This is a genomic window from Aurantivibrio infirmus (assembly GCF_054767315.1).
Genome location: NZ_BAAFSK010000003.1, coordinates 124,019 through 149,943, shown reverse-complemented (window position 1 = coordinate 149,943; position 25,925 = coordinate 124,019). Strand labels below are relative to the sequence as shown.

Here is a 25,925-nt window from a genome sequence, read left to right as displayed (position 1 = left end):
AAAGCTATTTTTTTAATTCCATCGTTCTATGTTCTATGCCTGCTTCCATGAAGCTTTCACCTGTCACAACGAAACCGGAATCTTCATAAAAAGGTATGGCTTTAACTTGTGCATGTAAAAACAAATTGCCAAAGCCTTTTGCGAGGTGATAGGCGAAAATCGCTTCTAGAATTTTCTTGCCGATACCGTGCCTGCGGTATTGTTTCAATACTGCCATACGGCCGATTTGGCCGTTAGGTAAAACACGTGCAGTTCCGATCGCTTGGTTTTTTCCGTCAAAGGCTAGAAAATGTTTGGCGTCTCCATCGAGATTGTCCCACTCTTCATTTAGAGGGACTTTTTGCTCGATCACGAATACTTGATGGCGAATTTTTTTTAAGTTGTGCTGATGCTCGTCCCAGCTCACCGTTTCAATTTTTATATGATCTTCGTTCATGATTAAAGCCCGTATTATTCAGTCTCTCGAAAGCCATAGTATGGAATTATTAAATAGCCAAGATTAATCAGTTCATGAAGTGCTTGCAAATTGTTTGCTGAACATCCTTTCGAGTCGTGCTCAGCTAGCAAAGGATCTATATCGCTTGTAGGGATGATACCTCCAGAACATATAAGTTCAGCAAAGAACTCTGAAACTAACCACTCCTGACCATTTGCAAAAAGATAACAACTATCACCATCGCGAGTGCTAAAACTAAATCGACTGCCTGGGCTTTGAATTATTTCGCTGATATTTCCCGCCTGGATAATCGCCAAAAGCTCGTCACATGTTAATAAAGCTTTATCATTGTTATCGTCATTCTCTTTGTTATTGAAGAGCTCTGGGTATCTAGGCCTCGTCATATATCTGCCGAACCACGATGTAATGGTTTCTTTATCTGACAAGGTGTTGATGACAAGTTGTTCTAGATCGTTAATAACGGAAGATGATATTTCACGAGAATTGAATGTTGAAAGTTTCTCATGTTCTTTAAATTGCGCGTCGTTGTTTAAGTTAAGTAATATATCATCGACGAGACCACCAATAATTTCACTGGTTAACGGAGAACGGAAACCAATGGAGTAGGTAATACTTTCGGTAACTGCAATTCCCCAGTGCGCGATTTTCGGAGGGAGATAGAGCATATCTCCTGGCTCAAGCAACCACTCATCGATACTTTCGAAATTTTCCAGTATTGAAAGTTCAGTATTTTTAAGTGTCTTAGAGTTTTTATCGCAAATTTCACCAATGTTCCAGCGTCGAGAACCTTTACCTTGAAGTAAAAACACATCGTAATGATCGAAGTGTGGTCCAACACTGCCTCCTTCTGGCGCGAGACTTACCATGATGTCATCGAGGCGCCAATTAGGAAGAAATTTAAAATTGTTTAAAATCGCATTGGTGTCGTCATCAAAGCAATCGACTCCCTGAACTAAAAGAGACCATCCGCTTTTTGGTAAAGTCGTTAGGTCTTGCTCACTAAATGGGCCATGCTTGAGTTGCCAAGGAGACCCGTTTAGATTTTCGAATACTAGGCGGGATTCGACGAACTCTTCCATGGCAAGTCCAGCGAGTTCATCCGGGTTAATTGTTGATTGAAAATTTGGAAAGGCGCCGCGAATTAGTAATGGTTTACGTTGCCAATACTCGCGAAGAAAAGTATCTCTATCGATTGGTCCGAAATTTATCACTGGGGCAGAGCTAGTGTTTTTCATTGTTAATTCAGCTGCCTGATCCAGTATGTTATAAACCAATCTTTATATTTTTTTCGCTTGCTCAGTCGCGTTGCCAATGTAGCTTTCCGGTCTTAGTTTTCGCATTGCACTTTTTGCATCTTCGGGGATGTCGAGAGCGTCGACAAACTCAAGTAATATTTTCGCGGTTACTTTTTGGCCTCGCGTTAACGCTTTTAGCTTTTCGTAAGGTTCTTCAACATTGTAGCGCCGCATGATCGTTTGAATGGGCTCCGCCAAAATTTCCCAGGCTTCATCTAAATCTTGTAAAAGCCGCAAGGGGTTTAGTTCTAGTTTGTCTATGCCTTTTAAGGTTGAGCTATAAGCTATGGCACTATAAGCAAAGCCAACGCCCATGTTTCTCAGCACAGTAGAATCGGTTAAATCTCGCTGCCAGCGCGAAATCGGAAGTTTTTGCGCAAGATGGGAAAATACAGCATTTGCTATTCCTAGGTTGCCTTCGGAGTTTTCAAAGTCAATCGGATTTACTTTGTGAGGCATGGTTGAAGACCCAATTTCGCCCGCTTTTGTTTTTTGTTTAAAGTAACCTAAAGAAATGTATCCCCAAATATCTCGATCAAAATCGATCAAAATCGTATTGAAGCGAGAAATAGCATCAAATAATTCAGCAATATAGTCGTGAGGTTCGATTTGGGTTGTATAAGGATTCCAATTTAAATCCAAGCTTTCTACAAAATCTTTCGCATTCTTTTGCCAATCTATATTTGGATAGGCAGAAAGGTGTGCGTTGTAATTGCCCACAGCGCCGTTAATTTTACCAAGAATTTCTACAGATTCGATTTGTATTAATTGGCGCTCAAGTCGAGCGACAACATTGGCGAGCTCTTTGCCCACTGTCGTTGGTGACGCGGTTTGACCATGCGTTCTCGACAACATGGGCTGCTCCGAAAATTCATGCGCGAGAGTGCGAAGTTTAGATATGATTTCTTTGGCTTGGGGAAGTAGAACCTTATCTCGCCCGGTTTTTAACATGAGCGCATGAGATAGGTTGTTGATATCTTCCGAGGTGCAAGCAAAATGCACAAACTCAGAAATACGATTGAGCTCTTGATTGCCGGAAATTTTTTCTTTAATGAAATATTCCACTGCCTTTACATCATGATTCGTCGTGGATTCAATATCTTTAATTCTTTGTGCGTCAGTCTCCGAAAAATCAGTAACTATATCGCTTAGCACTTTGTTGGCGACGCTGGATAATTCTGGCACCTCGTCAATTCCAGCCAATGAGGACAAGCATTGCAACCAGTGCACTTCAACTTTAACGCGGCAATGAATTAGTCCAAACTCACTAAACACTTCTCGATAAGAACTTGTTTTACTGGCGTAGCGGCCGTCGATAGGGGAGATTGCGGTTAAGCTATTGAGTTCCATATTGTTTTCTTTTGCCGTTAAAGTGTGAATTGAGAGCGAAACGAGAAGGGCGATATTGTACCAATAGAATAGTTAAATTGCTTTAATCTGAGAATGATTTCCCGGATTTTATTTGCGCCAGTAAATCTTTCGCGGTTGTCAGTAGGCGTTGACGATAGAACAATATATGCCAGCGCCTCCCGCCTACTTGACGCCATAGTATTGCCGATCGAATTGCCGAGAAAAGAAGCGCTCTAATTTGGCTGGCGACACGTTGCTGTTGAAGATAGGTGGCTTCCCCGCGAACATGAATTCTGTAACGAAATTTACTAATTGTATCAACATAGATATCTGCGAGATTCCCAATGACATTATCGTGGGTGCTACAAAAATGTCGGGCTTGCATATTGGTCTGGTTCAGCCGGCTATGAATAATATCGAGGAGGTCTTTTCTGCCACTGAGTTTGCTTTGTAGATGAAAAATACCAAGCACATAACGAAGGGCTTGCTGCGAGTTTTGTTTTCTGAGCCCGCCCAGAGTCTCTATCAAAATCTGAAGACCTAATTCCAAGTTATCGAGTGTTCCAAAAGTGTCTAGAGTTGAGGCAGGGTTTTGCTCTAACAGGCAGTCAATACAAGTCTTAAATTCTTCTTTGGGTAAATAACCTGTGGTCGCCAGCTTTTCAACGAGAGCGGTCGCTTGAAAAATTCCGGCTAAAGCGATGACTTCGTTTTTTAATTTTTCTTGCAAAGTGTATCTCCGGTTTCTACGCGAGCTGTCGAACAGCTCCGTCGTTGTATCCATATTCGATAATTGCTCCACCAAGGCATATATCGTCCTGATAAAACACAATGGATTGGCCGGGGGTGACGGCGCGTTGTGGTGCGTCGAAATCAACCGTGATTGTTTTGTTCGATGTGTTCGATGCTGTAAAGGTTATTCGGCAATTCTGATCTTCTTGGCGATAACGAATTTTTGCTTTGCACAGATAGGCGTTTTCTTTTTCTGAGTGATCGGGCAAGCCATTAATCCAGCTACAATCTTGCGCTTTTAGCGATGTTTTATATAGAGCAGGGTGTTTGTCTCCCTGCGCAACCAAAAGAACATTCCTAGCGAGATTTTTTTCGACGACATACCATGGTGCTTCGTTAGCATTTTTTACTCCGCCAATTCCCAAGCCTTGGCGCTGCCCAATTGTGTGATACATTAAGCCGTCATGTTGGCCGATGACTTCCCCTTCTAAATTTTCAATTGCTCCAGGTTGAGCGGGTAGATAACGCTGTAAGAAATCCTTAAATTTACGCTCGCCTATAAAACAAATCCCCGTGCTATCTTTTTTGTGTTTGGTTACGAGCCCATGTTGTTCGGCAATTTTTCGAACTTCCGGTTTTTCTAATTCACCGACCGGAAATAATGAGTTCGAAATTGCCTCTTCGGTAATCGCGTGAAGAAAATAACTTTGATCCTTGTTATTGTCGCAACCTTTTAACAATTGAGTTTTGGTTCCGCTTGTTTGTCGGCGTACATAATGTCCGGTGGCTATGTAATCTGCGCCGAGTTTTTTAGCGTGATCAAGGAAGGCTTTAAATTTGATTTCACGATTACATAAAATATCAGGGTTGGGAGTTCGGCCGGCTTGGTATTCTTTTAGAAAATGTTCGAAAACCCGATCCCAGTAATCGGAAGAGAAATTTATGCTGTGAAATTCGATATCAAGTTGCTGCGCAATTTGCATTGCATCAAGTAGGTCTTCACGAGCGGTACAGTATTCCGTGCCGTCGTCTTCGTTCCAGTTCTTCATGAACAAGCCTTCAACTTGATAGCCTTGCTCTTTTAACAATAACGCTGCGACAGAGGAATCTACTCCTCCTGAAAGGCCGACAATGACGCGTTTTTTTGAGTTTTCTTTCATGTTAAATGTTTAATCAATTATTTTTTGAGTTGCTTACTATTATCGAGTATTTCCAAAGGGTAACGTATTCCACTTTCATATTCTTCAATTGCTTGCCACACCAATGGGCTTCTGAGGTTTTTCGTTTTAATTTCTTCTGCGCTTAACCAGCAGACCTCGTCTATATCATCGTCGAGTAGTAAGTTCTCATTGTGTAGAATAGCTTCTGCGATAAAATTGGTACGCAAGTAAGTAATGTTGTTGGCTGGTGATTTATACATTTTAAAACTTAAAACCGCGAGGGGCTTTACTTGCCATCGGGTTTCTTCAAGTACTTCGCGAATCATCGCATCGATCAAACTTTCATTTTCTTCAACATGCCCTGCAGGTTGGTTGTAAACAGCTTCACCGTTTTCATTTTTTTCTTTTACCATTAAAAATTTATCATCAACTTTGATGACGGCTGCGACGGTAACATGTGGAAACCAAACCATAAGTATTTTTGCTTGTATATCATTGATAGATAAAACCATGCAGAGCTTTATCGATTTGTACTATGTCGAGTTTAAGTTTGAAATTGTCCAGCGATCACTATATTTAGGCGCTTGGGATTACCGCTTTTCGGGTGGTGCGGGATTATAACATGCCAAATTATAATGTCGGCAGACTGATACTTGTGTAACTGTGCTCCCCAGGCGCAAGTTGGTCCAGTGTCCATGAGCCGATTCGGAAGCGTATTAGTCTGAGCGTAGGAAAGCCGACGGCAGCGGTCATCCGTCTTACTTGTCGGTTTCTACCTTCGCGAATAATGATCTCAAGCCAGCTTGTTGGGATATTCTGGCGCTTTCTTATCGGTGGGTCTCGATCCCAAATCACCGGAGCTTGAATGGCTTTCACTGTTGCTGGCAAAGTAAGTCCATCATTAAGCTCCACTCCGTTGGTCAGCAGGTTTATTGCAGCCTGATTCACTTCTCCTTCGACCTGAACCCAATAGTGTTTGGCGAGTTTATGTTTTGGGTGGCTAATTCTATGTTGGAGTTTGCCATCATTGGTGAGCAACATAAGTCCTTCCGAATCCCTGTCGAGTCGACCTGCGGGGTAAAAGTTTGGTGCATCTATGAACTCGGCAAGCGTTGGGTGTTTTTCGTGAGCTGAAAATTGACAGAGTGTTCCGAATGGTTTGTTAAATAAAATCACATTGTTCATTTCGCCGCCATCCAACGTTATGCTAGGAAACAGTGCGCTAGCTTGGTGCGCAGCCAGGGTCGCGAGATGGTAGCAAATTTTTAATCTATATAGTTGGCAACGAAGTGATGATTTAACTGGAAATTAATCATTCATAACTATTAATAATGTGTTTGGCGATGCAAAGAACTTTATAAAAATGGTACAATCCCGCCGCTTCGCTGGGGTGCATTGGTTGGGTCTCGCGAATAATCGTTTTTCTTTGGTGTGTCATTCATTTCTTTGCACCGGCGAACGCGATGGGTGAATTTGGTCTGTTTTTTTGCGAATCTTAATCGAATTCGTGAAATAGAAAATTAGATTCCACCTACCTCTTTCTATTCAAGCTACTAAATATTACGGAGATAAAAATGGGGTATAAACATATCCAGGTCCCTTCGAAAGGCGAGAAAATCACACTCAATTCCGACGCTTCTATAAGTGTTCCGAATAATCCCATCATTCCCTTTATCGAAGGCGATGGCATTGGTGTCGATATTACCCCTGTAATGATCAGAGTTACTGATGCTGCAGTTAAAAAAGCCTACGGCGGAGAGAAAGCGATAGAGTGGATGGAAGTCTTCTGCGGTGAAAAGGCGGCTGATAAGTATGATGGTGATTGGTTCCCAGAAGAGACGCTTGATGCTATCAAAGAATATGTCGTCGGTATCAAAGGCCCATTGACTACTCCAGTTGGCGGTGGCTTTAGATCATTAAACGTTGCCTTACGCCAGGAAATGGATCTTTATGTCTGCCAGCGACCCGTTCGTTGGTTCACTGGTGTACCTTCTCCTGTAAAAGAGCCGAACAAGGTCGATATGGTTATCTTCCGAGAAAACTCTGAAGATATTTATGCGGGTATCGAGTGGCAAGCTGATAGCCCAGAAGCAGAAAAAGTTATCAAATTCTTCAAAGAGGAAATGGGTGTAACTAAAATTCGTTTTCCAGAACATTGTGGTATTGGTGTTAAACCAGTCTCTGCGGAAGGCACTAAGCGTTTAACGCGTAAAGCCATTCAGTACGCAATAGACCAGGATTTGCCTTCAGTCACTTTGGTTCACAAAGGCAATATCATGAAATTCACCGAAGGTGGTTTCAGAGATTGGGGTTATGAATTGGCCGCTGAAGAATTTGGCGGTAAAGAGATTGATGGCGGGCCTTGGCAAACCATTAAAAATCCAAAAACTGGTAAAGAGATCATCATCAAAGACGTGATTGCTGATGCGATGTTGCAGCAAATCTTATTGCGACCAGAAGAATACAGTGTGATCGCTACATTAAATTTGAATGGCGATTATCTATCGGACGCTTTGGCGGCTCAGGTAGGCGGAATTGGTATTGCTCCAGGCGCTAATATTTCGGACTCTGTGGCTTTGTTCGAAGCAACTCACGGAACAGCGCCAAAATATGCAGGGCAAGATAAGGTAAACCCAGGCTCATTGATTTTGTCATCAGAGATGATGCTCAGACATTTGGGTTGGAACGAAGCGGCTGATTTGATCATCAAAGGAACTGAAGGTGCAATTGGTGCGAAAACAGTGACCTACGATTTTGAGCGATTGATGGATGATGCGACTTTGTTAAGTTGCTCCGCCTTTGGTGAGGCGATCGTCGAACATATGTAATACAGGCTTGATTTTTCAGGCGATTTAACAATAAAAACCCATATAATCTAATAGGTTATATGGGTTTTTTAATGTATTTCCTGAAGAGTGGTTCGGTGAAGTTTTTTGAACTTTTTTGGGTGATTTTAACGCTTGGGCTGGGTAGATCGCTTCTATAGCTGCCCTGGGCTTAGCTTAACTCCTCAAGTTCTCCCTGTGGCTCAGCTACCTCTTGCTGAGAGAGGTTTTCATGCTCGTCAGGTGCGGTCACATTAACGGCATTGAAACCTTTCGGGCCTTTAACGATATCAAAGTTAACTCGCTGGCCAGCTTTTAACCTCTTGTATCCGTCCATTTGTATTGAATCATAATGAACGAATAAGTCCTCAGCCCCTTGGTCGGGTAAGATAAATCCAAACCCCTTTGGGCTATTAAACCATTTGACTGTACCGGTGGGCATAGCTCAAGTCCTTCTAAGATGTCTGTGTTGCGACTAACGAAAGGTGCTCAGATTTTTGGCAAGCACTCTTCTATAGCGATTTGTTTAACTAATTTAGTTTTATTGCTAGCTCTTAAGATCTTTTATTTCATTTGTGAAGAGCCTGGGTTTCCTTGTTCTATCAAATCAAACCTTTTATAACTATTACGAACTAAAAACCTTGTCTTTGTAGCAATTCCTAATAGTTGGTTAGCTGGTCATCTTTTAACTAACTCGTTACTCATTGTCAAGTTTTTCAGGGAAAGGCTTGAAGGGGCTGTTGGCAGGTAACCCATGCATTGAATTAAGGTACACTTGACGCCATATAACTCAACTTCAACAGATCAAAAAATGTATTGAATATCGATGGGTAAAATTCTGAATAGTAATCTAAGATTAAATAAAGACGACGAGCCGGGCTTGCCTGATTTCGATGGGGACGGAGATCTCGCCGTTCAGGAGGAAAAACCGCGTTTAAAACGGCCGCCCTTATACAAAGTTGTTATGCTTAATGACGACTACACGCCGATGGAGTTCGTGGTAGAAGTTCTCGAAATGTTTTTCGCTATGAGTCGTGAACAAGCGACGAGAACGATGCTCCAAGTCCATACTGAAGGTAAGGCAGTGTGCGGAATTTATACAAGGGATATTGCTGAAACAAAGGCAGTGCAAGTTAATCATTATGCAAAGGAAAACGAACACCCGTTATTGTGTGAAATAGAGGCATCGGGTGAAGAGGATGAGTGATCGCTTAGAGAAATTTAGTTGAGGTTTGAGAGATGTTAAGCAAGGATTTGGAAGTTACGTTAAATGTTGCCTTTAAAGGCGCGCGTTCTAAGCGGCATGAATTCATGACTGTAGAGCATTTGTTATTAGCATTGATCGATAACGAATCAGCTGCGCATGTTCTGCGAGCCTGTGGTGCGGATTTAGGACACTTGCGTACAGAGCTAATCGAATTTGTTGACTCAACGACGCCGTTAATCCCCGAAAGCGAAAAAGAAAGAGAAACACAGCCAACGCTAGGTTTTCAGCGAGTGTTACAGCGCGCCGTTTTTCATGTTCAGTCGTCAGGCAAAAACGAAGTGACGGGTGCAAACGTTTTAGTGGCAATATTCAGTGAGCAAGAAAGCCAAGCGGTATTTTATTTAAAGCAACAAAGTATTGCTCGCATCGACGTGGTTAATTTTATTACTCACGGCATACCGAAAGTTGCCGGTCATTCCAGTGGCAGTATCGAGCATGGTTCAGAACAACATGAAGACGAAGGCTTACAAACGGGCGAAAATCAAAGCCAAAACCCTTTGGATTCTTATGCAACGAATTTAAATGAAGAGGCGATGCAAGGCCGCATTGATCCTTTAGTTGGAAGGGCCCACGAAGTAGAGCGTGTGTGCCAAATACTTTCTCGACGTCGAAAGAATAATCCTCTCCTAGTAGGAGAAGCTGGTGTTGGTAAAACAGCAATTGCTGAAGGCTTAGCAAAACGAATAGTTGAGGGCGATGTGCCTGACGTTCTCGCTAGCAGTGTGGTTTATTCTTTAGATCTTGGGTCGTTGCTTGCGGGTACTAAATACCGTGGAGATTTCGAAAAACGTTTTAAAGGCTTGCTTGCACAGTTAAAGAAACAAGATAACTCAGTTTTGTTTATTGATGAGATTCATACCATTATTGGTGCCGGTGCGGCATCGGGTGGTGTTATGGATGCGTCAAATTTACTCAAGCCTTTGTTAACGTCTGGCGATTTGCGTTGCATTGGTTCTACAACGTTCCAAGAATATCGAGGTGTGTTCGAGAAAGACCGCGCCTTGTCGCGACGCTTCCAGAAAGTTGATGTTAATGAACCATCAGCAGATGAGGCTTATCAAATTCTTCGTGGTTTAAAAAACCGTTTCGAAAAACATCACAACCTTCGTTACACCGATACTGCATTGCGAGCGGCTGCCGATCTGTCTGCGCGTTACATCAATGATCGTTTTTTACCGGACAAGGCGATTGACGTTATTGACGAAGCGGGCGCGTATCAACAGTTGCTACCAAAGAACAAGCGAAAAAAATTAATTGGCGTTCCTGATGTCGAGAATGTTGTTGCGAAGATCGCGCGTATTCCTCCGAAGAATGTTTCGTCCAATGATAAAGAATTGTTAGAGAAGTTGGATAAGACTTTAAAAATGACGGTGTTTGGTCAGGACAAAGCCATCGACGTGTTAACGTCCGCAATCAAGTTAAGTCGTGCCGGTTTAGGATCTTTGCAAAAGCCAATCGGTTCGTTTTTATTCGCGGGTCCTACGGGCGTTGGTAAAACGGAACTGTGTAAGCAATTGGGCAAAGCAATGGGCGTTGAGTTGATACGCTTTGATATGTCTGAATACATGGAGCGTCATACCGTTTCACGCTTAATTGGTGCGCCTCCTGGTTATGTTGGTTTTGATCAAGGTGGTTTATTAACGGAGCAGGTTACGCAGCACCCTCATTGTGTTGTACTTTTGGATGAAATTGAAAAAGCCCATCCAGAAGTTTTTAACATTCTGTTGCAAGTGATGGATCACGGCACCTTGACCGACAACAATGGACGTAAAGCTGATTTCCGTAACGTTGTGTTAATAATGACGACTAACGCGGGCGCAGAAATGATTAGCCGCCGTTCAATCGGTTTTACTGAGCAAGATCATTCCACCGATGGAATGGAAGCGATTAGTAAAGTATTTACGCCAGAATTTCGGAATCGACTCGACGCCATCATTCAATTTGGATCATTACCGAAAGACGTGATAAAAACTGTTGTCGATAAATTCTTGGTTGAGTTGCAGTCTCAACTCGATGACAAACATGTTCATCTCAATGTTGATGAGTTGGCCCATGAGTGGTTGGCGGAGCGAGGTTATGACGAAAAGATGGGTGCTCGACCAATGGCTCGGTTGATTCAAGATTCATTGAAGAAGCCATTGGCTGAAGCGGTCTTGTTCGGTGAGCTTTCAAATAACGGTGGTGAAGTTAATGTCACCGTTAAGGACGGGGAGCTGTCGATTGATATGGTAGCGACTTCGCCTCGAACCCCCTCAAAAGCGAAAGCTTAATTCCTTACTAGCGGGCGCGATAGGTTATGCGCCCTTTGCTTAAGTCGTAAGGCGTCATCTCAACTTTGACTTTGTCACCTGTCAAAATGCGAATGTAGTTTTTACGCATTTTTCCAGAAATGTGCGCGTTTACAACGTGACCATTTTCTAATTTAACGCGGAAGGTGGTGTTTGGTAGGGTCTCAATGACCTCACCTTCCAGTTCGATATGCTCTTCTTTCGGCATTAAAGCTACTCTCCAGACTTATGAATCCGCGATGTCTCTGATCGCGAAAAGCGGCAGATTGTGCCTTAAATTCTGCCTTGTTCCAACAACTAATCCAATTACTTGGCCTAGACGATAGATTTACTCGGTATGTAGCGGGGAAACCTGTCGTCAATTCAATAGGGTCCAGCCCTGGGGAAGCAGTAATTCCAGTGGCCTAAAGTGGTATTTATAATTCATTTTCGGGCTGTTTTTTATCCAATAGCCGAGATAGAGGTGGCGCAGATTCATCTTTTTTGCCCTCTCGATTTGCAGCAAAATCGCCAAGGTCCCAAGGCTTCTACTGGCTAAAGCAGGGTCGAAATAGGTATACACAGCTGAGAGTGCATCCGTAAGCTGATCTGACACAAAAACTCCTGCCAGGGCTCCGTTTAGGCGAAGCTCAAAGTAATGACTAATGTCCCACTCCTTCGTCAAGAAGCCCCTAAACTGCTCTATTGATGCGGGGTACATATCTCCATCTCGATGACGTTCCGAAATATATGTTTCGTATAGCCTGTAATGCTCTTCTGTGTCGATAGTGTCCACTTCAAGCAACTCTATTTCTGCGTTTCGCTTCATGCATCGTTTTTGCTGCCGACTCGGTTTAAACAGCTGCACCGGAATGCGTGCAGGGATGCAAGCTTGGCAGTTGGCACATTGAGGGCGATAAACATGATTACCGCTGCGGCGAAACCCAAGTGCTGATAAATGTGCATATAGTCCGCCAGACATTGCCTGGTTTGGATCAACGAAGACGGTAGTTGCTTCTTGATCGGGTAGATAGCTACAACGATGGGGATGGGTTGCTAGAAGTCTGATATTCAAAAGGTCAGTCATTCTTAACCTTGTATGTCCTATAGGTCTTGGAGCCAGATGTCACGCCAAGAACCCACACGTTTATCACCGAGAGCGGTTACACCGTAGTTTCGAACAATATTGCTAAAATCCTCACGAGACATCTGACGAGCACCCAGGGAGTTTAAGTGTGCAGTTTCTACCTGGCAATCAATCAGCTGAAACCCCCAACTCGCTAACTTTGACGCTAAGGTTGCAAACGCAACTTTTGACGCATCCGTTTGTTTCGTGAACATAGATTCGCCGAAAAACAATTTCCCCAAAGCAACGCCGTAAAGCCCGCCGCACAAGCTCCCATTCTCCCAGGCTTCAATGGAGTGGGCGTGGCCTAATTCGTGAAGCTGTGAATAGGCGCTAATCATATCGTCCGTTATCCATGTGCCTCTTTGGCCGGCTCTGGGTTCCGCGCAGTGCCTCATAACTTGGCGAAAGGCCGTGTCAGCAGTAATACGGTAGCGCTTCTTGCGTAGCGTTTTTTCCAGGCTTTTTGAAATATGTACCTCTTCAGGCCTCAACACTATTCGTGGGTCAGGGGACCACCAAAGAATAGGTTGGCCTGCTTCGTACCAGGGAAAGATGCCTGATTGATAAGCTTTGATTAATCGCTGGGGAGAAAGGTCACCCCCAACAGCGAGCAAGCCGTTGGGTTCCGTCCAGGCTTGCTCGATGGGTGGGAATTCGAGGTTATCGGGCGCTAACCATGGGATCTTATCCACAAGAGAGTATTCTCAAGTTAAGATTTCACTTTATAAAATGTTAGTTATTTATTGATTATCAAGGAATTTTTCAGCGTCAAGCGCTGCCATACAGCCTGAGCCTGCTGACGTGATGGCTTGTCGGTAAATGTGGTCGGCGACATCACCTGCGGCATAGACTCCATCGATACTAGTTGACGTTGCGTTGCCCTCAAGACCGCCCTTGACCACAATGTAGCCGCCTTTCATATCAACTTGATCGGCAAAAATATCGGTATTTGGTTTATGTCCGATAGCAACGAACACGCCTTGTGTATCGTGATCTGTAGTTTCCCCAGTTTGTGCATGCTTCAGGCGAACACCAGTAACACCCGCTTCATCACCAAGGACTTCGTCTAAGGTATGGTTCCACGCGATAGTAATGTTGCCATTTTCAGCTTTTGCTTTAACTCTGTCCCGCAAGATCTTCTCGCCGCGAAATTCATCGCGTCGATGAACCATAAGGACTTCACTGGCGATGTTGGAGAGATATAAGGCTTCTTCGAGGGCAGTGTTACCACCGCCGATGACAACAACTTTTTGATTTCTATAGAAAAATCCGTCACATGTTGCGCATGCACTGACTCCACGACCCATGTAAGCTCCCTCGGAAGGAAGCCCTAGATATTGGGCAGAAGCGCCGGTGGTGATAATCAGAGCGTCGCAGGTATAGGTGTCACTTCCGGTAAGAGTAAAAGGGCGCTTTGAAAGATCACACTTTTCAATGTGATCGAAAATGATCTGAGTGTCGAAGCGCTCGGCGTGTTGCTGCATCTGCACCATTAGATCCGGCCCCTGAAGTTCAGCAATACCACCAGGCCAGTTTTCCACCTCTGTAGTGGTTGTTAACTGCCCACCTTGCTGCATACCTGTGATGACGACAGGATTGAGATTCGCCCGAGCAGCATAAATAGCAGCGGTATATCCAGCGGGCCCAGAGCCTAGGATGATTAAACGGTGATGTTTGCTATCGGTCATGTCGAGTTCCTATTCGTTTTACGAGGCGGTCAATATAAAGTTTGGGCAGCATTAGACTATAACAAGCGGGGCAGCGCTAATTGTTAAGGCTAATTTTCATGATTGATTTTCTAAATTTAAAACGACCCCTTGATAAAATTTATACACATAACAATGGGCTGATAGAGGGAAGTAGATCCTAACAATGCGCCATGAGTGCGGAAACACTCGGTTAGTGGGCATTTATCAAGCAGGATAAGTGTGAGTTGGTGTCTAGTAAATTGTTCCTTGTCCTTTACAATAGCGCTACTTATAAATGGGTCATCTTGACTAACTAAAACACAATAATTGGTTACCGTGAAATCAAATACTTCCGTTCAAACAGCAGATAGCCCTAGCGTCCATAGCTTTCGTATAAAAGAAGGTATGTTGATCGCTTTTGCGGCAGTTTGTATTTATCTCCTATTAGCCTTGTTGAGCTATTCGCCGGAAGATCCAGGTTGGTCGAGTACCGGGTCTGGAGATGGTGTTGCTAATATTGCAGGGCCGGCTGGCGCTTGGATTGCGGACGTATTTTTTTCCTTATTTGGCTACCTATCTTATTTGTTCCCTTTCATGCTTGCTTACCAAGCTTGGCGGGTTTTTAAGCATCGAGATGCAGCGAGCTCGGTTGATTGGGTGCTACTGGGATTGCGATCAGTGGGCTTGTGCTTAGTTATGGTAGCAGGAACCGGCTTGGCAACGCTGCAATATGGACTCGAAGCACCTATATTGCCTTTCTCCTATGGCGGTATTTTGGGTGCTGAGATAGCGGGGGCCGTAGAGCGAGCCTTTAGTTTTGTTGGCGGCACTTTGATGCTAACCGCAGTATTTTTGTTTGGGATGACGATATTTACGGATCTGTCATGGTTTGCATTAATGGATGTAATTGGTCGCTTTTCAATTAAGTCCTGGGGTTTTGCAGTCAATAAAATTCGTCGCCTTTATTTGGATTTTTCTGAAAAGCGGCAAGTGCAGCAAGCGCAAAAAGAGCGTTGGACCGTTGTTGAGAAGCAGGTTAAAAAAGAAGCGAAACGAATTGCGCCAACAATTACAGAAACTCCCAAAAAGCCCCAGCCTAGTTTACGCGCCCAGAAAGAAAAGCAAGGCTCTTTGTTTGAAACACCGGTAACAGGTGAGCTGCCTAAAATCGGTTTGTTGGATGCGCCAGATACCCATGACGATCGTGGCTACTCCAAAGAATCGTTGGAAGCGATGTCGCGCTTACTTGAATTAAAACTGAAAGATTTTGGAATTGTTGCCGAGGTGGTATCTGTTTTACCTGGCCCCGTCGTCACCCGATTTGAAATTCAACCAGCGGCAGGTGTTAAAGTTTCACGGATTACTAATCTTGCAAAAGATCTAGCGCGTTCTTTGGCGGTTATTAGTGTACGCGTAGTTGAGGTGATTCCAGGAAAGTCTGTCGTCGGGATTGAGATTCCTAATGAGCATCGCGAGATGGTCAGGTTAAGTGAAGTCTTAGCGTCACGACACTATGAAGCGGCCAAATCACCAATCACTTTGGCCTTGGGGCATGATATTTCTGGTCAACCGGTGACAGCGGATTTGGCAAAAATGCCACATCTATTAGTTGCGGGTACGACGGGCTCAGGAAAGTCCGTTGGCATTAACGTGATGCTATTGAGTTTGCTTTATAAGTCGACGCCAAAAGATGTTCGGTTGATTTTAGTCGATCCCAAAATGTTAGAGCTTTCTGTCTACGAAGGTATTCCGCATTTGTTGACACCCGTTATTACCGACATGAAAGATGCCGCGAATGGCTTGCGTTGGTGTGTTGGGGAAATGGAAAGGCGTTATAAATTAATGGCGGCAATGGGAGTGAGAAACCTAGCCGGTTTTAATCGCAAGATTGAAGATGCAATTGCCGCTGGGAAACCGATTCTTGATCCACTATGGGTACCAGAAGATCACTTTGTTGCAGGTGAAGAGCAAGCTAGCGCGCCGGAATTAGAAACCTTACCCGCCGTTGTTGTTGTGATCGACGAATTTGCCGACATGATGATGATTGTTGGTAAAAAAGTAGAGCAACTTATCGCGCGAATTGCACAAAAGGCTCGCGCTGCGGGTATCCATTTAATTCTCGCGACACAAAGGCCGTCGGTTGATGTTATTACCGGTCTTATTAAAGCTAATGTGCCGACACGTATCGCGTTTCAAGTTTCTTCTAAAGTGGATTCGAGAACTATCTTGGATCAGGGCGGGGCAGAACAATTGTTGGGTCACGGTGATATGTTGTATTTGCCTCCTGGAACAAGCGTGCCGGTGAGGGTTCATGGCGCCTTTGTCGATGATGCAGAGGTGCATCGTGTCGTAGCGGATTGGGCGCGCCGAGGTGAGCCAAATTACATCGATGGAATTGTCGATGAAAGTAACAATAGTATTCCGGTTCCTGGCATTGCTAGTGAGTCCGAAGACAGCGGCGATAGTGAATCAGATGCTTTATATGATGAGGCGGTTATGTTCGTTACCGAATCCCGACGCGCGTCGATTTCTTCGGTGCAGCGTAAATTACGGATTGGTTACAACCGAGCGGCACGTCTTATCGAAGCGATGGAAATTGCGGGGATAGTTACAGAAATGAGTTCTAACGGAAACCGTGAAGTTCTTGCGCCACCACCCCCTAAGCGTTAAAACGCTAGCAAACTTTTTAAAAGAGTTGCAGTCGAACTCCTTTATGAAAAACCTTCTTCAATTCTAATATTCGAGTATTGTTAATGAACCGCCACCTAATGAACCGCCACGGTATAAACAGCCACTTAAAGAAAGTTCACAGCGTGCTGGTCTTTTTCATTGTGTTGGTAGTTAGTGGTGGTGTAAGCGCAGACGGCGATACGGCGATTAAAGAATTGAATCTCTTGTTGAAAACCATGAGCTCAATGCAGGCGAGCTTTACTCAGGTGACAACGGATGAAGAAGGTGAGGTTTTACAAGAAGATCTTGGGCAGTTAAAGGCTAAGCGGCCCGGTTTGTTTAAATCTCACATCACCGAGCCCTTCGAACAATTAACCGTTATTAACCAGGACAATATTTGGCAATACGATCCTGAGCTAGAGACGGTATCGATCAAAAAGGTAGATTCTCAATCGTTAGAGTTGCCGACCTTATTGGTTAGTGGTGATGAAAAGAAAATCGCTGATACATTTCGTGTTTCCCGTCGGGCAGAAAATTCAGTCCAGTCGAAAAAAGAAGATGTTTCCATATTTCATCTTGTTCCTTTAAATGAAAACCGTGTTTATGAGTGGATGGAGTTAAGTTTTAAAAATAAGCAAGTTTCAGAAATAAAAATGTTTAGCTCTTTAGGTGAGACAACCACAATTCGATTTTCAGATTTACAATTGAATCCTATAATTGAGGATTCGGAGTTTTTTTTCACGCCTCCTGAGGGTACGGACGTTTTGGTAGATAACTAATAATGTCTTTGAAAAGTATCAATAGCGAAGGTAATTTATTTCCTCCAGAAACTGCCTATCAGCCCCTCGCCGCAAAAATGCGGCCCCTTACACTTGAAGAATTTGTTGGCCAAGAACACTTACTTGCTAGCGGTAAACCATTAAAAGAATCAATCGATAAAAACATACTACACTCGATGATTTTCTGGGGCCCGCCGGGTGTTGGTAAAACTACTTTAGCAAAAATTATTTCGAATAAAACTGATGCTCGTTTTGAAACGCTTTCAGCGGTATTGGCTGGTGTAAAAGATATTCGAGAAGCGGTGGCGTTGGCGAAACAAGAAAGAGCTGCAAGCGGGCGAAAGACGATATTGTTCGTTGATGAAGTACATCGATTTAACAAGGCCCAGCAAGATGCATTTTTGCCTTACGTTGAAGATGGTACCGTAATTTTTATCGGTGCAACCACAGAAAACCCATCCTTTGAATTAAATAACGCTTTGTTATCTCGTTGCCGAGTTTATACCTTAAGAAGTTTAAATGCGGACGCAATAAAGAATTTGTTGGAGTTTACTCTACACAGTGAAAAAAGTGGTTTAGCAAATAAGAAGATTAACTTAACTCAAGATCAGCTTGCCTTGTTAGCTACTGCGGCTGATGGCGACGCTCGAACCGCATTGAATCTATTGGAAGTGGTCACCGACTTAGCTGAAGAGGTAGCGGGGCAATGGCAGATAAGTGATGCTGCAGTAGAAGAAGCTTTAGGGGGCAATGTTCGACGTTTTGACAAAGGCGGTGAGTATTTCTACGATCAGATTTCAGCATTACATAAATCAGTTCGAGGCTCTTCGCCCGATGCTGCGCTGTATTGGTTTGCTCGTATGATTGATGGCGGCTGCGACCCCCTATATGTTGCTCGCCGCGTAGTGCGTATGGCCAGTGAGGATATCGGCAATGCTGATCCGAGGGGGCTGCAGCTTGCCTTGAATGCGTGGGAAGTACAAGAACGCTTGGGTAGCCCAGAAGGGGAGTTGGCAATTGCACAAGCAGTGGTTTATTTGGCCGTGGCGCCGAAAAGTAATGCCGTTTACAATGCGCTCAATCGGGTGACGGCCGAGGTCAAACAAACCCCAAGCTATGATGTTCCCTTGCATTTACGCAATGCGCCAACCAAATTGATGAAAGATTTGGATTATGGGAAAGATTACCGTTACGCCCATGATGAACAAGACGGTTATGCGGCGGGGGAGCAATATTTTCCTGACGATATGGGCGATCAACAATATTACTTTCCCGTTGATCGGGGTTTAGAAATTAAAATTAAAGAAAAGCTTGCACAGTTGCGCGAGCGAGATAAACAAAAGAACTCGAGATAAGGTAACAAATGCATTGGTTGGCGATAGCATTGGGTGGGGCGCTAGGGGCTATGGGCCGCTATTCAGTCGTTGCACATTTATTTCCCGTAACGCCAAGTCGCTTTCCCTTTGGTACCTTGAGCGTCAATATACTCGGTTCATTTTTAATGGGCGTCTGCTATGTACTCATTGTGGAGAAGGCTTTAGTCAGCGAGTATTGGCGGTTCTTATTAATGACCGGTTTTTTAGGTGCATTTACAACTTATTCTGCTTTTTCACTCGAAGCCATTCAGTTATGGCAATTCGGACATTCCGCAACAGCGATTTTGTATTCGTTGTTAAGTTTGTTCGGTTGTTTAGCCGCTGTACTTATTTCAATATTCATTACTCATCGTATAGTTTAGTCTTTAGAGAAAATTCATGTTAGATCCAAAATTAGTCAGAACTCATCCGCAAGAAGTTGCGCAGAAACTTGCCGTTAAGCATTTTGTTTTAGATGTAGAAAAAATAGAGGGCTTAGAAGAGCAACGAAAAATTCTTCAAGTTAATGCGGAAAGCTTACAGCAACAACGCAATGAAAAATCAAAAGGTATTGGTAAAGCGAAAGCCAGCGGGCAAGATATCGCACCTTTGTTGAAAGAGGTCGAAAATTTAAAAAGCGATTTAACGAAAGCAGAATCGGAGCTGGCGGATGTTCAAAGTCAGCTCGAATCATTATTAGACAGTGTGCCCAACATTCCCGCTGATGATGTACCTAAAGGTAAAACGGAAGACGATAATGTTGAAATTCGCCGCTGGGGAGAACCTAAACAATTTTCCTTTCAGGTTCAAGACCATGTTGATCTTGGTTTGTCACTCGGCCAGATGGATTTTGAGTTGGGTACTAAATTGGCGGGATCACGCTTTGTCGTGATGCAACATCAAGTTGCTAAGCTGCATAGAGCATTAATTCAATTCATGTTAGATGTTCACATCGAACAACACGGTTATCGAGAAATTTATGTCCCCTATATAGTCAATAAAGACACTATGTATGGCGTGGGTCAGCTACCAAAATTCGAAGCAGATTTGTTTAAGCTTCGCGATGACCGTGAGTTATATTTAATCCCCACGGCTGAAGCGCCCGTAACCAATATTTTACGGGACGAAATTGTAGATGATATTGATAATTTGCCGATGAAATTTGTTTGCCATTCTCCTTGTTTTCGGAGCGAAGCGGGCAGTTACGGTCGTGATACGCGAGGCATGATTCGCCAGCATCAGTTCGAAAAAGTTGAGTTGGTGCAATTTGTAAAGCCTGAGCAAAGTGACACGGCTTTAGAAAAACTCACGGCGGATGCAGAAACAATACTTCAACTTTTAGAGTTGCCGTATCGTGTGGTTACCCTATGTGGTGGCGATTTAAGTTTTTCTTCTGCGCGAACCTACGATTTAGAAGTGTGGCTCCCTTCGCAGGATAAGTATCGCGAGATATCTTCGTGCTCGAACTTTAGAGATTTTCAAGCGCGACGGATGAAAGCGCGTTTTCGAAATGACGCTGGAAAACCAGAGTTTCTACACACATTAAACGGCTCAGGCTTAGCGATTGGAAGAACACTCGTTGCAATTTTAGAAAATTATCAACAGGAAGATGGTTCAGTTATTGTTCCTGAAGCGCTGCGTTCCTACATGGGTGGTCTTGAATTGATCAAGAAAGGCTAGCTTCCTTTGGAATACTTACCTTTATTTTTTGATGTCAAAAATCAACGTTGTTTGATCGTTGGTGGTGGTGATATCGCGTTGCGAAAAGCGCAATCTTTGATTCGATCCCAAGCTATTGTCGATGTTGTTGCTGTAAAGCTCATACCTGAACTACAAAATATCGTCGAGCAGTCTGGCGGCAAACAAACCCTGCGTGCTTTTCAAGATTCAGATGTTAATGGTTACCGATTAGTTATTGCAGCGACTGATGACGAAGAAGTCAATCAACAGGTGTCGGCGATTGGTCTGGCAACTAACTGTTTAGTGAATGTCGTCGATAATCCCAAGTTGAGTAATTTCGTGATGCCCGCTGTTATTGATCGCGATCCTTTAGTGATTGCAATTAGTAGCAGCGGTGAAGCACCTGTTTTGGCGAGACAGTTGAGGGCGAAAATTGAAACTCTCGTTCCCGCAAACTATGGGAAGCTTGCGCAACTGGCGGGAAAATTTCGTGATCAAGTTAAACGTCGTTTCATCTCGATGCGAGACCGCCGGCGTTTTTGGGAAAATGTTTTTCAAGGCGTCCCCGCCGAGCTTGCGTTGAGTGGTAATATTTCCGACGCCGAGAAGTTGATTCAGAAAATTATAAAAGATGAATCCGAATCTACAGAAAATAAAAGCGCTGTAGGTGAAGTGTATTTGGTTGGCGCTGGCCCTGGAGATCCCGATTTATTAACTTTTCGGGCATTGCGTTTAATGCAACAGTGCGATGTATGTCTTTACGATCGTTTAGTGTCACCTGGCGTGATGGACTTAGTGAGAAAAGACGCAGATAAAATTTATGTCGGCAAGCGCCGTAGCGATCACGCCGTTCCTCAACTAGAAATCAATAATTTGTTGGCTGATTTGGCGGAACAAGGTAAACGAGTTCTTCGTTTAAAAGGCGGCGACCCGTTTATTTTTGGTCGCGGCGGCGAAGAGATTGAGCTTTTATCAGAACGCAAAATTCCATTTCAAGTTGTTCCAGGTATCACTGCGGCTTCTGGGTGCGCGAGCTATTCTGGTATTCCCCTAACGCACAGAGATTACGCGCAGTCAGTACGCTTTATTACCGGCCATTTAAAAACTGATAAAAGTAATATCAATTTCAAAGACATGCTCGATCCAACGACAACCTTGGTTTTTTATATGGGCTTGATAGGGTTGCCGGAAATTTGTCAGGGATTAATCGAACAAGGTCGAAGCCCCGACACTCCTGCGGCACTAATAGAAAAAGGAACAACAACTGAACAACGAGTTTTTACAAGTACGATAGCTCAATTAGCATCATCAATAAAAGGAAAGGATGTCCACGCGCCCACCTTACTTGTTATCGGTGATGTTGTGCGTTTACACGAAAAACTGAGTTGGTTTAGAAAGTAACACCCAGTATTTTGACCGCGGAATTAGTTCAAAAACCTCCCTCCTAAAAAACCATTTTTTTGACTGATGTATGTTTTCTATTTCTCCAGAACATTGCTTCAGCTATCTAGTATTTGCCGGGGCTGGTTAAAAAATAAGCGGCAAGCTCGCTGCGGCGAGGTGACCATATGTCGATTTGTCGTCATATTGTGGTGTACAATTGCTTCAAATTTTCCTGTTTATCTTCGCGCTGAAGCTGTCTCTTCACAAAACAATCTTGTAAAAAATCAATTACTGTCAATGGCTTAGACTAAATCTCTGACAAATATCGTATTTTTGGTATTTCGTCCTAGCAAAGCTTCCGGATATCTATGGGAATTTTTAGACCACGCATAACACCTTTATTATTACTTCATTTAATGATTGAAAGTTGTGATTCACATCGTTTATGCATGCCGGTAGTGAAATTGCTCTAAAACCTCAGCTCCTCGTTGTAAGGCGGTTTAGCACTGCCCAAGGATCTTTCGGCTTACATTAACATAACTGTAAGGCCGCTATATTTTTGGGCTAAGTTTTGCGGCTGTGGCGAATTAGCGTATAGCAGCATCTCGAAGCAGTAACGGATAACTAAATTAAGAGATTAGACAAATTATGATTGATGCCGGAACGACTGAGCATTTTGGGCTGACTCCCTTGCAAGAAGGAATGTTATTCCATCAGTTATCTCAAGGAGGCGAGGGAGTTGATATTGAGCAAATATCAATAAAAATTTCTCATCAATTAAACAAAGATATTTTCTTGAGGGCATGGGAGTCATTAATTGAGCATCGCGACATTTTGCGAACAGCTTTCAATTGGGAATCTCAAGAAGAGCATCAGCAGCGAATTCAAAGTCAAGTGCGAATCCCGAAAAACGAACTTGATTGGAGCTTGTGTGATGAGCGTGAATTCTCAGACAAGCTCAACGAGTTTCTGGAGCAAGATAGGCTAATAGATTTTAACTTGGCGAAAGCGCCATTAATGCGCCTTACTTTCATTCTTGCACCCAATAATACTTTCTATTGCATCTGGACTTTTCATCATATTTTGTTAGATGGAAGATCGTTTCCACTACTGCTCAACGAGCTATTTTCTGCCTATGAGAGTTTAGAAAATAATTTAGATTTATCCTTTCCTGAGCGAACGCCGTTCTCCGACTATATCCATTGGCTTGAGGGAAGAGATAAAAACAAGGAGTTGGAGTTTTGGTCCAAAGAATTGCAAGGTGTCGATCTTGGCAGCAAGCTCAATTTAGAAATAGCTAACGACGCACAACATGATACGAGGTACGGCTTTGAAGAGCTGAATATTTCTGCTCAAGATACAAAACAACTAAAGGCATTCGCTCAAGAATTCGGCTTCACTGAAAATACCTTATTGCAAACTGCATGGGGTTTGATCCTTCATCACTATACGCGTGAAAATGAAATTGTATTTGGTTCAACCAGAGCTTGTAGGCACGGGGGGCTCGAGGGTTCTGAAGATATATTGGGTTTGCTTATTAATACGATACCATTTCGTGTTGATGTTGATGATCAGCTTAGTTTGCGCGAGTTGTTACAACAAGTAAGAGATAAACATATATTGCTGAGAGAGTTTGAGTTTACACCCTTACAAGAGATTCGTAGGTCAGCGAAAATTAAAAACGAATTGATGTTCGAGACGCTATTCGTTTTTGACAACAACACCTTGAATCATCGAATGCAAGAATTGGGCGGAGTTTGGCAACAGAGGGAGTTTCAATATCGCGGACAAACTAATTTTCCTTTAGCTGTAATTGCCTATGGTGGTGAAGAGTTTTCGATACGGCTAGAGTTTGATCGTAAAAAATATGGCCAAGAAAAAATCAAAGAATTACTAGCTAACTATATTCAATTGCTGATTAATTTTCCTGCCCAGTTTGAACGGAAAGCCTGCCAGGTTGATTATTTGAGTTTAGAACAGGTTGGTGATTTAACGACTGCAACGATTGACAAATCAAAACAAGTTTACGCTGAAGGCAATTCTACCATTACCACGCTATTCGAAAGTGTGGTTGACGAATTCTCCGATAAGACAGCGTTGCGGTTTGAAGAAGAGTCGCTGAGTTTCTCGGAGTTTAATCAAAAAGTTAATGGCTTAGCGCAGGTACTGATTGACCATGGCGTAGTGACCGGTGATTTAATTGGAGTTTGTTGCGAACGATCTATCGAGCTCATGGTGAGTTTGTTAGCCATTGTCAAAGCGGGGGGCGCGTACGTTCCTCTTGACCCAGATTACCCACATGACCGTTTAGATTTTACGATAAGCGACGCGAACGCAAAAATCGTTTTAACCCAATCTCAACTAAAAGAAAAGTTGCAATTCTGCAACGCAAAAATTATTAGTGTTGATGACCTTAATTCCCCTGTAGTCAGTTCAAATCCGAGAGTCGCTGTTAGCCCTGACGATTTAGCCTACGTATTGTATACCTCTGGCTCGACGGGTCGGCCGAAAGGGGTTATGAATAGCCATCGCGGCATTGTAAATCGATTGATTTGGATGCGAGAAGAATACCAAGTGGGCGAAGCGGATATTATTTTGCAGAAAACGCCCTACAGTTTCGATGTTTCTGTCTGGGAATTTTTTCTTCCGCTTATTAGTGGAGCGACATTGGTTTTAACAAAGCCCGATGGACATAAAGATGGTGCTTATCTCGCCGATGTGATCGAGCGTGAGAATATCACCATGTTACATTTTGTACCCTCGATGCTGCGATTGTTTTTAGATGAAGAACGTTTGGATAGCCGCTGTCGTTCAGTGCGGAATGTCATTTGTAGTGGTGAGGCATTGATGCCGGATATATGCCAGCGTTTTTTCTCCAAAATGTCCGCGTCTCTGCATAATTTATATGGACCAACCGAAGCGGCTGTAGATGTTACTTATTGGCAATGTACTCGAGAAAATAGCACCGTGATTGTTCCGATAGGTCACGAGGTAGCGAACACCTATCTTTACGTGCTCGACAAGTATTTAAGACCTGTTCCCCAAGGACAAGTCGGCGAGCTGTATATTGGCGGCGTGCAAGTAGCGAAAGGGTATTTAAATCGTGAACAACTCACCAAACAATGTTTTATCTCTGATCCTTATAATAAGGATAAAAACGCACGTATATATAAAACCGGAGATCTAGGTAGTCGAAGAGAGGATGGGGCTTTCGAATATCACGGAAGAATAGATCATCAAGTTAAGCTTCGCGGAATGAGAATCGAGCTGGGTGAAATTGAGCTAGCGCTAGAAACTCATGAAAGTATTAAACAGGTGGTTGTTTTGGTACGAGAGGATGAGCCGGGTATTCAAAATTTGGTCGCATATTTAAGTCTGCACCAGAATCTAACATCACAACCTTCTGTTAAAGAATTTCGCGATCATCTCAAGTCGAAGTTGCCGCTACATATGATCCCCGCATTGTTCGTGATATTGGACGAGTTTCCATTAACCATAAGCGGTAAGGTTGATAGAAAATTGTTGCCGGTTCCCGAAAGTGATCGGCCGCAAATCACCCAGGAATTTGTCGCGCCGAAGTCAGAGGTGGAGAAACAATTGGTGGACGCCTGGAAGAAAGTGCTAGGGCTTAATGAGCTAGGTATTCGAGATAATTTTTTTGATCTCGGAGGAAACTCAATCCACATGTTAAAAATACATCGAGAAATAAAAACTAAAATGGGGACTAATATCAGTATCCCTCGCTTGTTTCAATTCCCCACCATTATTGATCTAGCAACATTTATTGAAGGACAAGCGCCAGGAAATTCTAGTACAGATTCAATTCTGGAGCGTGCAGACAAACAGAAAGCAGCGCTTAAGAAACGCAGACGCAAACATAGAGGCTAA

At 43.4% G+C, this 25,925-nt stretch carries 22 protein-coding genes; 10 read left to right on the top strand and 12 right to left on the bottom strand.

Features of this window, described 5'->3' with window-relative positions:
* Positions 1-4: 4 nt before the first annotated feature.
* From ACYUCY_RS07460 to ACYUCY_RS07430, 7 genes are all read right to left on the bottom strand, one after another.
* Entirely contained in the window at positions 5-436 is a 432-nt protein-coding gene (locus tag ACYUCY_RS07460) for a GNAT family N-acetyltransferase (RefSeq protein WP_460225841.1), read from the bottom strand.
* Between the two features lie 14 nt (positions 437-450).
* Entirely contained in the window at positions 451-1,692 is a 1,242-nt protein-coding gene (locus tag ACYUCY_RS07455; RefSeq protein ID WP_460225840.1) for a JmjC domain-containing protein, read from the bottom strand.
* 42 nt (positions 1,693-1,734) lie between these two features.
* Complete coding sequence (gene purB, locus ACYUCY_RS07450) at positions 1,735-3,102, bottom strand: adenylosuccinate lyase (RefSeq protein ID WP_460225839.1); 1,368 nt, start codon at positions 3,100-3,102, stop codon at positions 1,735-1,737.
* A gap of 82 nt (positions 3,103-3,184) precedes the next feature.
* Positions 3,185-3,832, bottom strand: coding sequence for a high frequency lysogenization protein HflD (gene hflD, locus ACYUCY_RS07445; RefSeq protein ID WP_460226225.1), 648 nt, complete (start codon positions 3,830-3,832; stop codon positions 3,185-3,187).
* A 16-nt stretch (positions 3,833-3,848) separates the two neighbouring features.
* Positions 3,849-4,994, bottom strand: a complete 1,146-nt coding sequence (gene mnmA / locus ACYUCY_RS07440; RefSeq protein ID WP_460225838.1) for a tRNA 2-thiouridine(34) synthase MnmA — start codon at positions 4,992-4,994, stop codon at positions 3,849-3,851.
* A 17-nt stretch (positions 4,995-5,011) separates the two neighbouring features.
* Entirely contained in the window at positions 5,012-5,467 is a 456-nt protein-coding gene (locus tag ACYUCY_RS07435) for an NUDIX hydrolase (RefSeq protein WP_460225837.1), read from the bottom strand.
* Between the two features lie 157 nt (positions 5,468-5,624).
* Positions 5,625-6,179, bottom strand: a complete 555-nt coding sequence (locus ACYUCY_RS07430) for a pseudouridine synthase (protein WP_460225836.1) — start codon at positions 6,177-6,179, stop codon at positions 5,625-5,627.
* 389 nt (positions 6,180-6,568) lie between these two features.
* Between ACYUCY_RS07430 and icd the strand changes: the two genes are divergently transcribed.
* Positions 6,569-7,822, top strand: coding sequence for an NADP-dependent isocitrate dehydrogenase (icd, locus tag ACYUCY_RS07425; RefSeq protein ID WP_460225835.1), 1,254 nt, complete (start codon positions 6,569-6,571; stop codon positions 7,820-7,822).
* A 169-nt stretch (positions 7,823-7,991) separates the two neighbouring features.
* Here the strand turns inward: icd and ACYUCY_RS07420 are convergent, their stop codons facing one another.
* Positions 7,992-8,261 carry a cold-shock protein gene (locus tag ACYUCY_RS07420; protein ID WP_460225834.1) on the bottom strand — a complete coding sequence of 90 codons (270 nt, stop codon included), beginning with the start codon at positions 8,259-8,261 and terminating at the stop codon, positions 7,992-7,994.
* Between the two features lie 384 nt (positions 8,262-8,645).
* Between ACYUCY_RS07420 and clpS the strand changes: the two genes are divergently transcribed.
* Positions 8,646-9,026, top strand: coding sequence for an ATP-dependent Clp protease adapter ClpS (clpS, locus tag ACYUCY_RS07415; protein ID WP_460225833.1), 381 nt, complete (start codon positions 8,646-8,648; stop codon positions 9,024-9,026).
* 32 nt (positions 9,027-9,058) lie between these two features.
* Positions 9,059-11,356 carry an ATP-dependent Clp protease ATP-binding subunit ClpA gene (gene clpA / locus ACYUCY_RS07410; protein ID WP_460225832.1) on the top strand — a complete coding sequence of 766 codons (2,298 nt, stop codon included), beginning with the start codon at positions 9,059-9,061 and terminating at the stop codon, positions 11,354-11,356.
* Between the two features lie 7 nt (positions 11,357-11,363).
* Here the strand turns inward: clpA and infA are convergent, their stop codons facing one another.
* From infA to trxB, 4 genes are all read right to left on the bottom strand, one after another.
* Positions 11,364-11,582 carry a translation initiation factor IF-1 gene (infA, locus tag ACYUCY_RS07405; protein WP_460225831.1) on the bottom strand — a complete coding sequence of 73 codons (219 nt, stop codon included), beginning with the start codon at positions 11,580-11,582 and terminating at the stop codon, positions 11,364-11,366.
* Positions 11,583-11,732: 150 nt separating this feature from the next.
* A complete protein-coding gene (locus tag ACYUCY_RS07400; RefSeq protein ID WP_460225830.1) occupies positions 11,733-12,440 on the bottom strand; it encodes an arginyltransferase in 708 nt (235 codons plus the stop codon).
* 17 nt (positions 12,441-12,457) lie between these two features.
* Positions 12,458-13,174, bottom strand: a complete 717-nt coding sequence (gene aat / locus ACYUCY_RS07395; protein ID WP_460225829.1) for a leucyl/phenylalanyl-tRNA--protein transferase — start codon at positions 13,172-13,174, stop codon at positions 12,458-12,460.
* Positions 13,175-13,222: 48 nt separating this feature from the next.
* Entirely contained in the window at positions 13,223-14,170 is a 948-nt protein-coding gene (trxB, locus tag ACYUCY_RS07390) for a thioredoxin-disulfide reductase (protein ID WP_460225828.1), read from the bottom strand.
* Between the two features lie 336 nt (positions 14,171-14,506).
* On the opposite strand from trxB, the gene ACYUCY_RS07385 reads away from it, so the two are divergent.
* The 7 genes from ACYUCY_RS07385 to ACYUCY_RS07355 all read left to right on the top strand — a co-directional run bounded on the left by ACYUCY_RS07385 (position 14,507) and on the right by ACYUCY_RS07355 (position 25,925).
* Positions 14,507-16,840: a DNA translocase FtsK gene (locus tag ACYUCY_RS07385; RefSeq protein ID WP_460225827.1), complete on the top strand. Its 2,334-nt coding sequence runs from the start codon at positions 14,507-14,509 to the stop codon at positions 16,838-16,840.
* 83 nt (positions 16,841-16,923) lie between these two features.
* Positions 16,924-17,619 (top strand): outer membrane lipoprotein chaperone LolA, encoded by a 696-nt coding sequence (lolA, locus tag ACYUCY_RS07380; RefSeq protein ID WP_460225826.1) that lies wholly within the window; start codon positions 16,924-16,926, stop codon positions 17,617-17,619.
* A gap of 2 nt (positions 17,620-17,621) precedes the next feature.
* Entirely contained in the window at positions 17,622-18,974 is a 1,353-nt protein-coding gene (locus ACYUCY_RS07375; RefSeq protein ID WP_460225825.1) for a replication-associated recombination protein A, read from the top strand.
* An 8-nt stretch (positions 18,975-18,982) separates the two neighbouring features.
* Positions 18,983-19,357, top strand: a complete 375-nt coding sequence (gene crcB, locus ACYUCY_RS07370; protein WP_460225824.1) for a fluoride efflux transporter CrcB — start codon at positions 18,983-18,985, stop codon at positions 19,355-19,357.
* A 16-nt stretch (positions 19,358-19,373) separates the two neighbouring features.
* The gene (serS, locus tag ACYUCY_RS07365; RefSeq protein ID WP_460225823.1) at positions 19,374-20,654 is read left to right on the top strand and encodes a serine--tRNA ligase; all 1,281 of its coding nucleotides are present in this window, start codon (positions 19,374-19,376) and stop codon (positions 20,652-20,654) included.
* A 6-nt stretch (positions 20,655-20,660) separates the two neighbouring features.
* Positions 20,661-22,055 carry a siroheme synthase CysG gene (gene cysG / locus ACYUCY_RS07360; protein ID WP_460225822.1) on the top strand — a complete coding sequence of 465 codons (1,395 nt, stop codon included), beginning with the start codon at positions 20,661-20,663 and terminating at the stop codon, positions 22,053-22,055.
* A gap of 630 nt (positions 22,056-22,685) precedes the next feature.
* Positions 22,686-25,925: a non-ribosomal peptide synthetase gene (locus ACYUCY_RS07355; protein WP_460225821.1), complete on the top strand. Its 3,240-nt coding sequence runs from the start codon at positions 22,686-22,688 to the stop codon at positions 25,923-25,925.

Bases quoted from the DNA above. Each gene is read 5' to 3' on its own strand.
- crcB (WP_460225824.1), top strand. From the start codon at position 18,983: ATGCATTGGTTGGCGATAGCATTGGGTGGGGCGCTAGGGGCTATGGGC.
- infA (WP_460225831.1), bottom strand. From the start codon at position 11,582: ATGCCGAAAGAAGAGCATATCGAACTGGAAGGTGAGGTCATTGAGACC.
- ACYUCY_RS07355 (WP_460225821.1), top strand. From the start codon at position 22,686: ATGATTGATGCCGGAACGACTGAGCATTTTGGGCTGACTCCCTTGCAA.
- clpS (WP_460225833.1), top strand. From the start codon at position 8,646: ATGGGTAAAATTCTGAATAGTAATCTAAGATTAAATAAAGACGACGAG.
- ACYUCY_RS07430 (WP_460225836.1), bottom strand. From the start codon at position 6,179: ATGAACAATGTGATTTTATTTAACAAACCATTCGGAACACTCTGTCAA.
- ACYUCY_RS07420 (WP_460225834.1), bottom strand. From the start codon at position 8,261: ATGCCCACCGGTACAGTCAAATGGTTTAATAGCCCAAAGGGGTTTGGA.
- lolA (WP_460225826.1), top strand. From the start codon at position 16,924: ATGAACCGCCACCTAATGAACCGCCACGGTATAAACAGCCACTTAAAG.
- ACYUCY_RS07400 (WP_460225830.1), bottom strand. From the start codon at position 12,440: ATGACTGACCTTTTGAATATCAGACTTCTAGCAACCCATCCCCATCGT.
- ACYUCY_RS07435 (WP_460225837.1), bottom strand. From the start codon at position 5,467: ATGGTTTGGTTTCCACATGTTACCGTCGCAGCCGTCATCAAAGTTGAT.
- ACYUCY_RS07455 (WP_460225840.1), bottom strand. From the start codon at position 1,692: ATGAAAAACACTAGCTCTGCCCCAGTGATAAATTTCGGACCAATCGAT.
- clpA (WP_460225832.1), top strand. From the start codon at position 9,059: ATGTTAAGCAAGGATTTGGAAGTTACGTTAAATGTTGCCTTTAAAGGC.
- ACYUCY_RS07375 (WP_460225825.1), top strand. From the start codon at position 17,622: ATGTCTTTGAAAAGTATCAATAGCGAAGGTAATTTATTTCCTCCAGAA.
- trxB (WP_460225828.1), bottom strand. From the start codon at position 14,170: ATGACCGATAGCAAACATCACCGTTTAATCATCCTAGGCTCTGGGCCC.
- serS (WP_460225823.1), top strand. From the start codon at position 19,374: ATGTTAGATCCAAAATTAGTCAGAACTCATCCGCAAGAAGTTGCGCAG.
- icd (WP_460225835.1), top strand. From the start codon at position 6,569: ATGGGGTATAAACATATCCAGGTCCCTTCGAAAGGCGAGAAAATCACA.
- mnmA (WP_460225838.1), bottom strand. From the start codon at position 4,994: ATGAAAGAAAACTCAAAAAAACGCGTCATTGTCGGCCTTTCAGGAGGA.
- ACYUCY_RS07460 (WP_460225841.1), bottom strand. From the start codon at position 436: ATGAACGAAGATCATATAAAAATTGAAACGGTGAGCTGGGACGAGCAT.
- purB (WP_460225839.1), bottom strand. From the start codon at position 3,102: ATGGAACTCAATAGCTTAACCGCAATCTCCCCTATCGACGGCCGCTAC.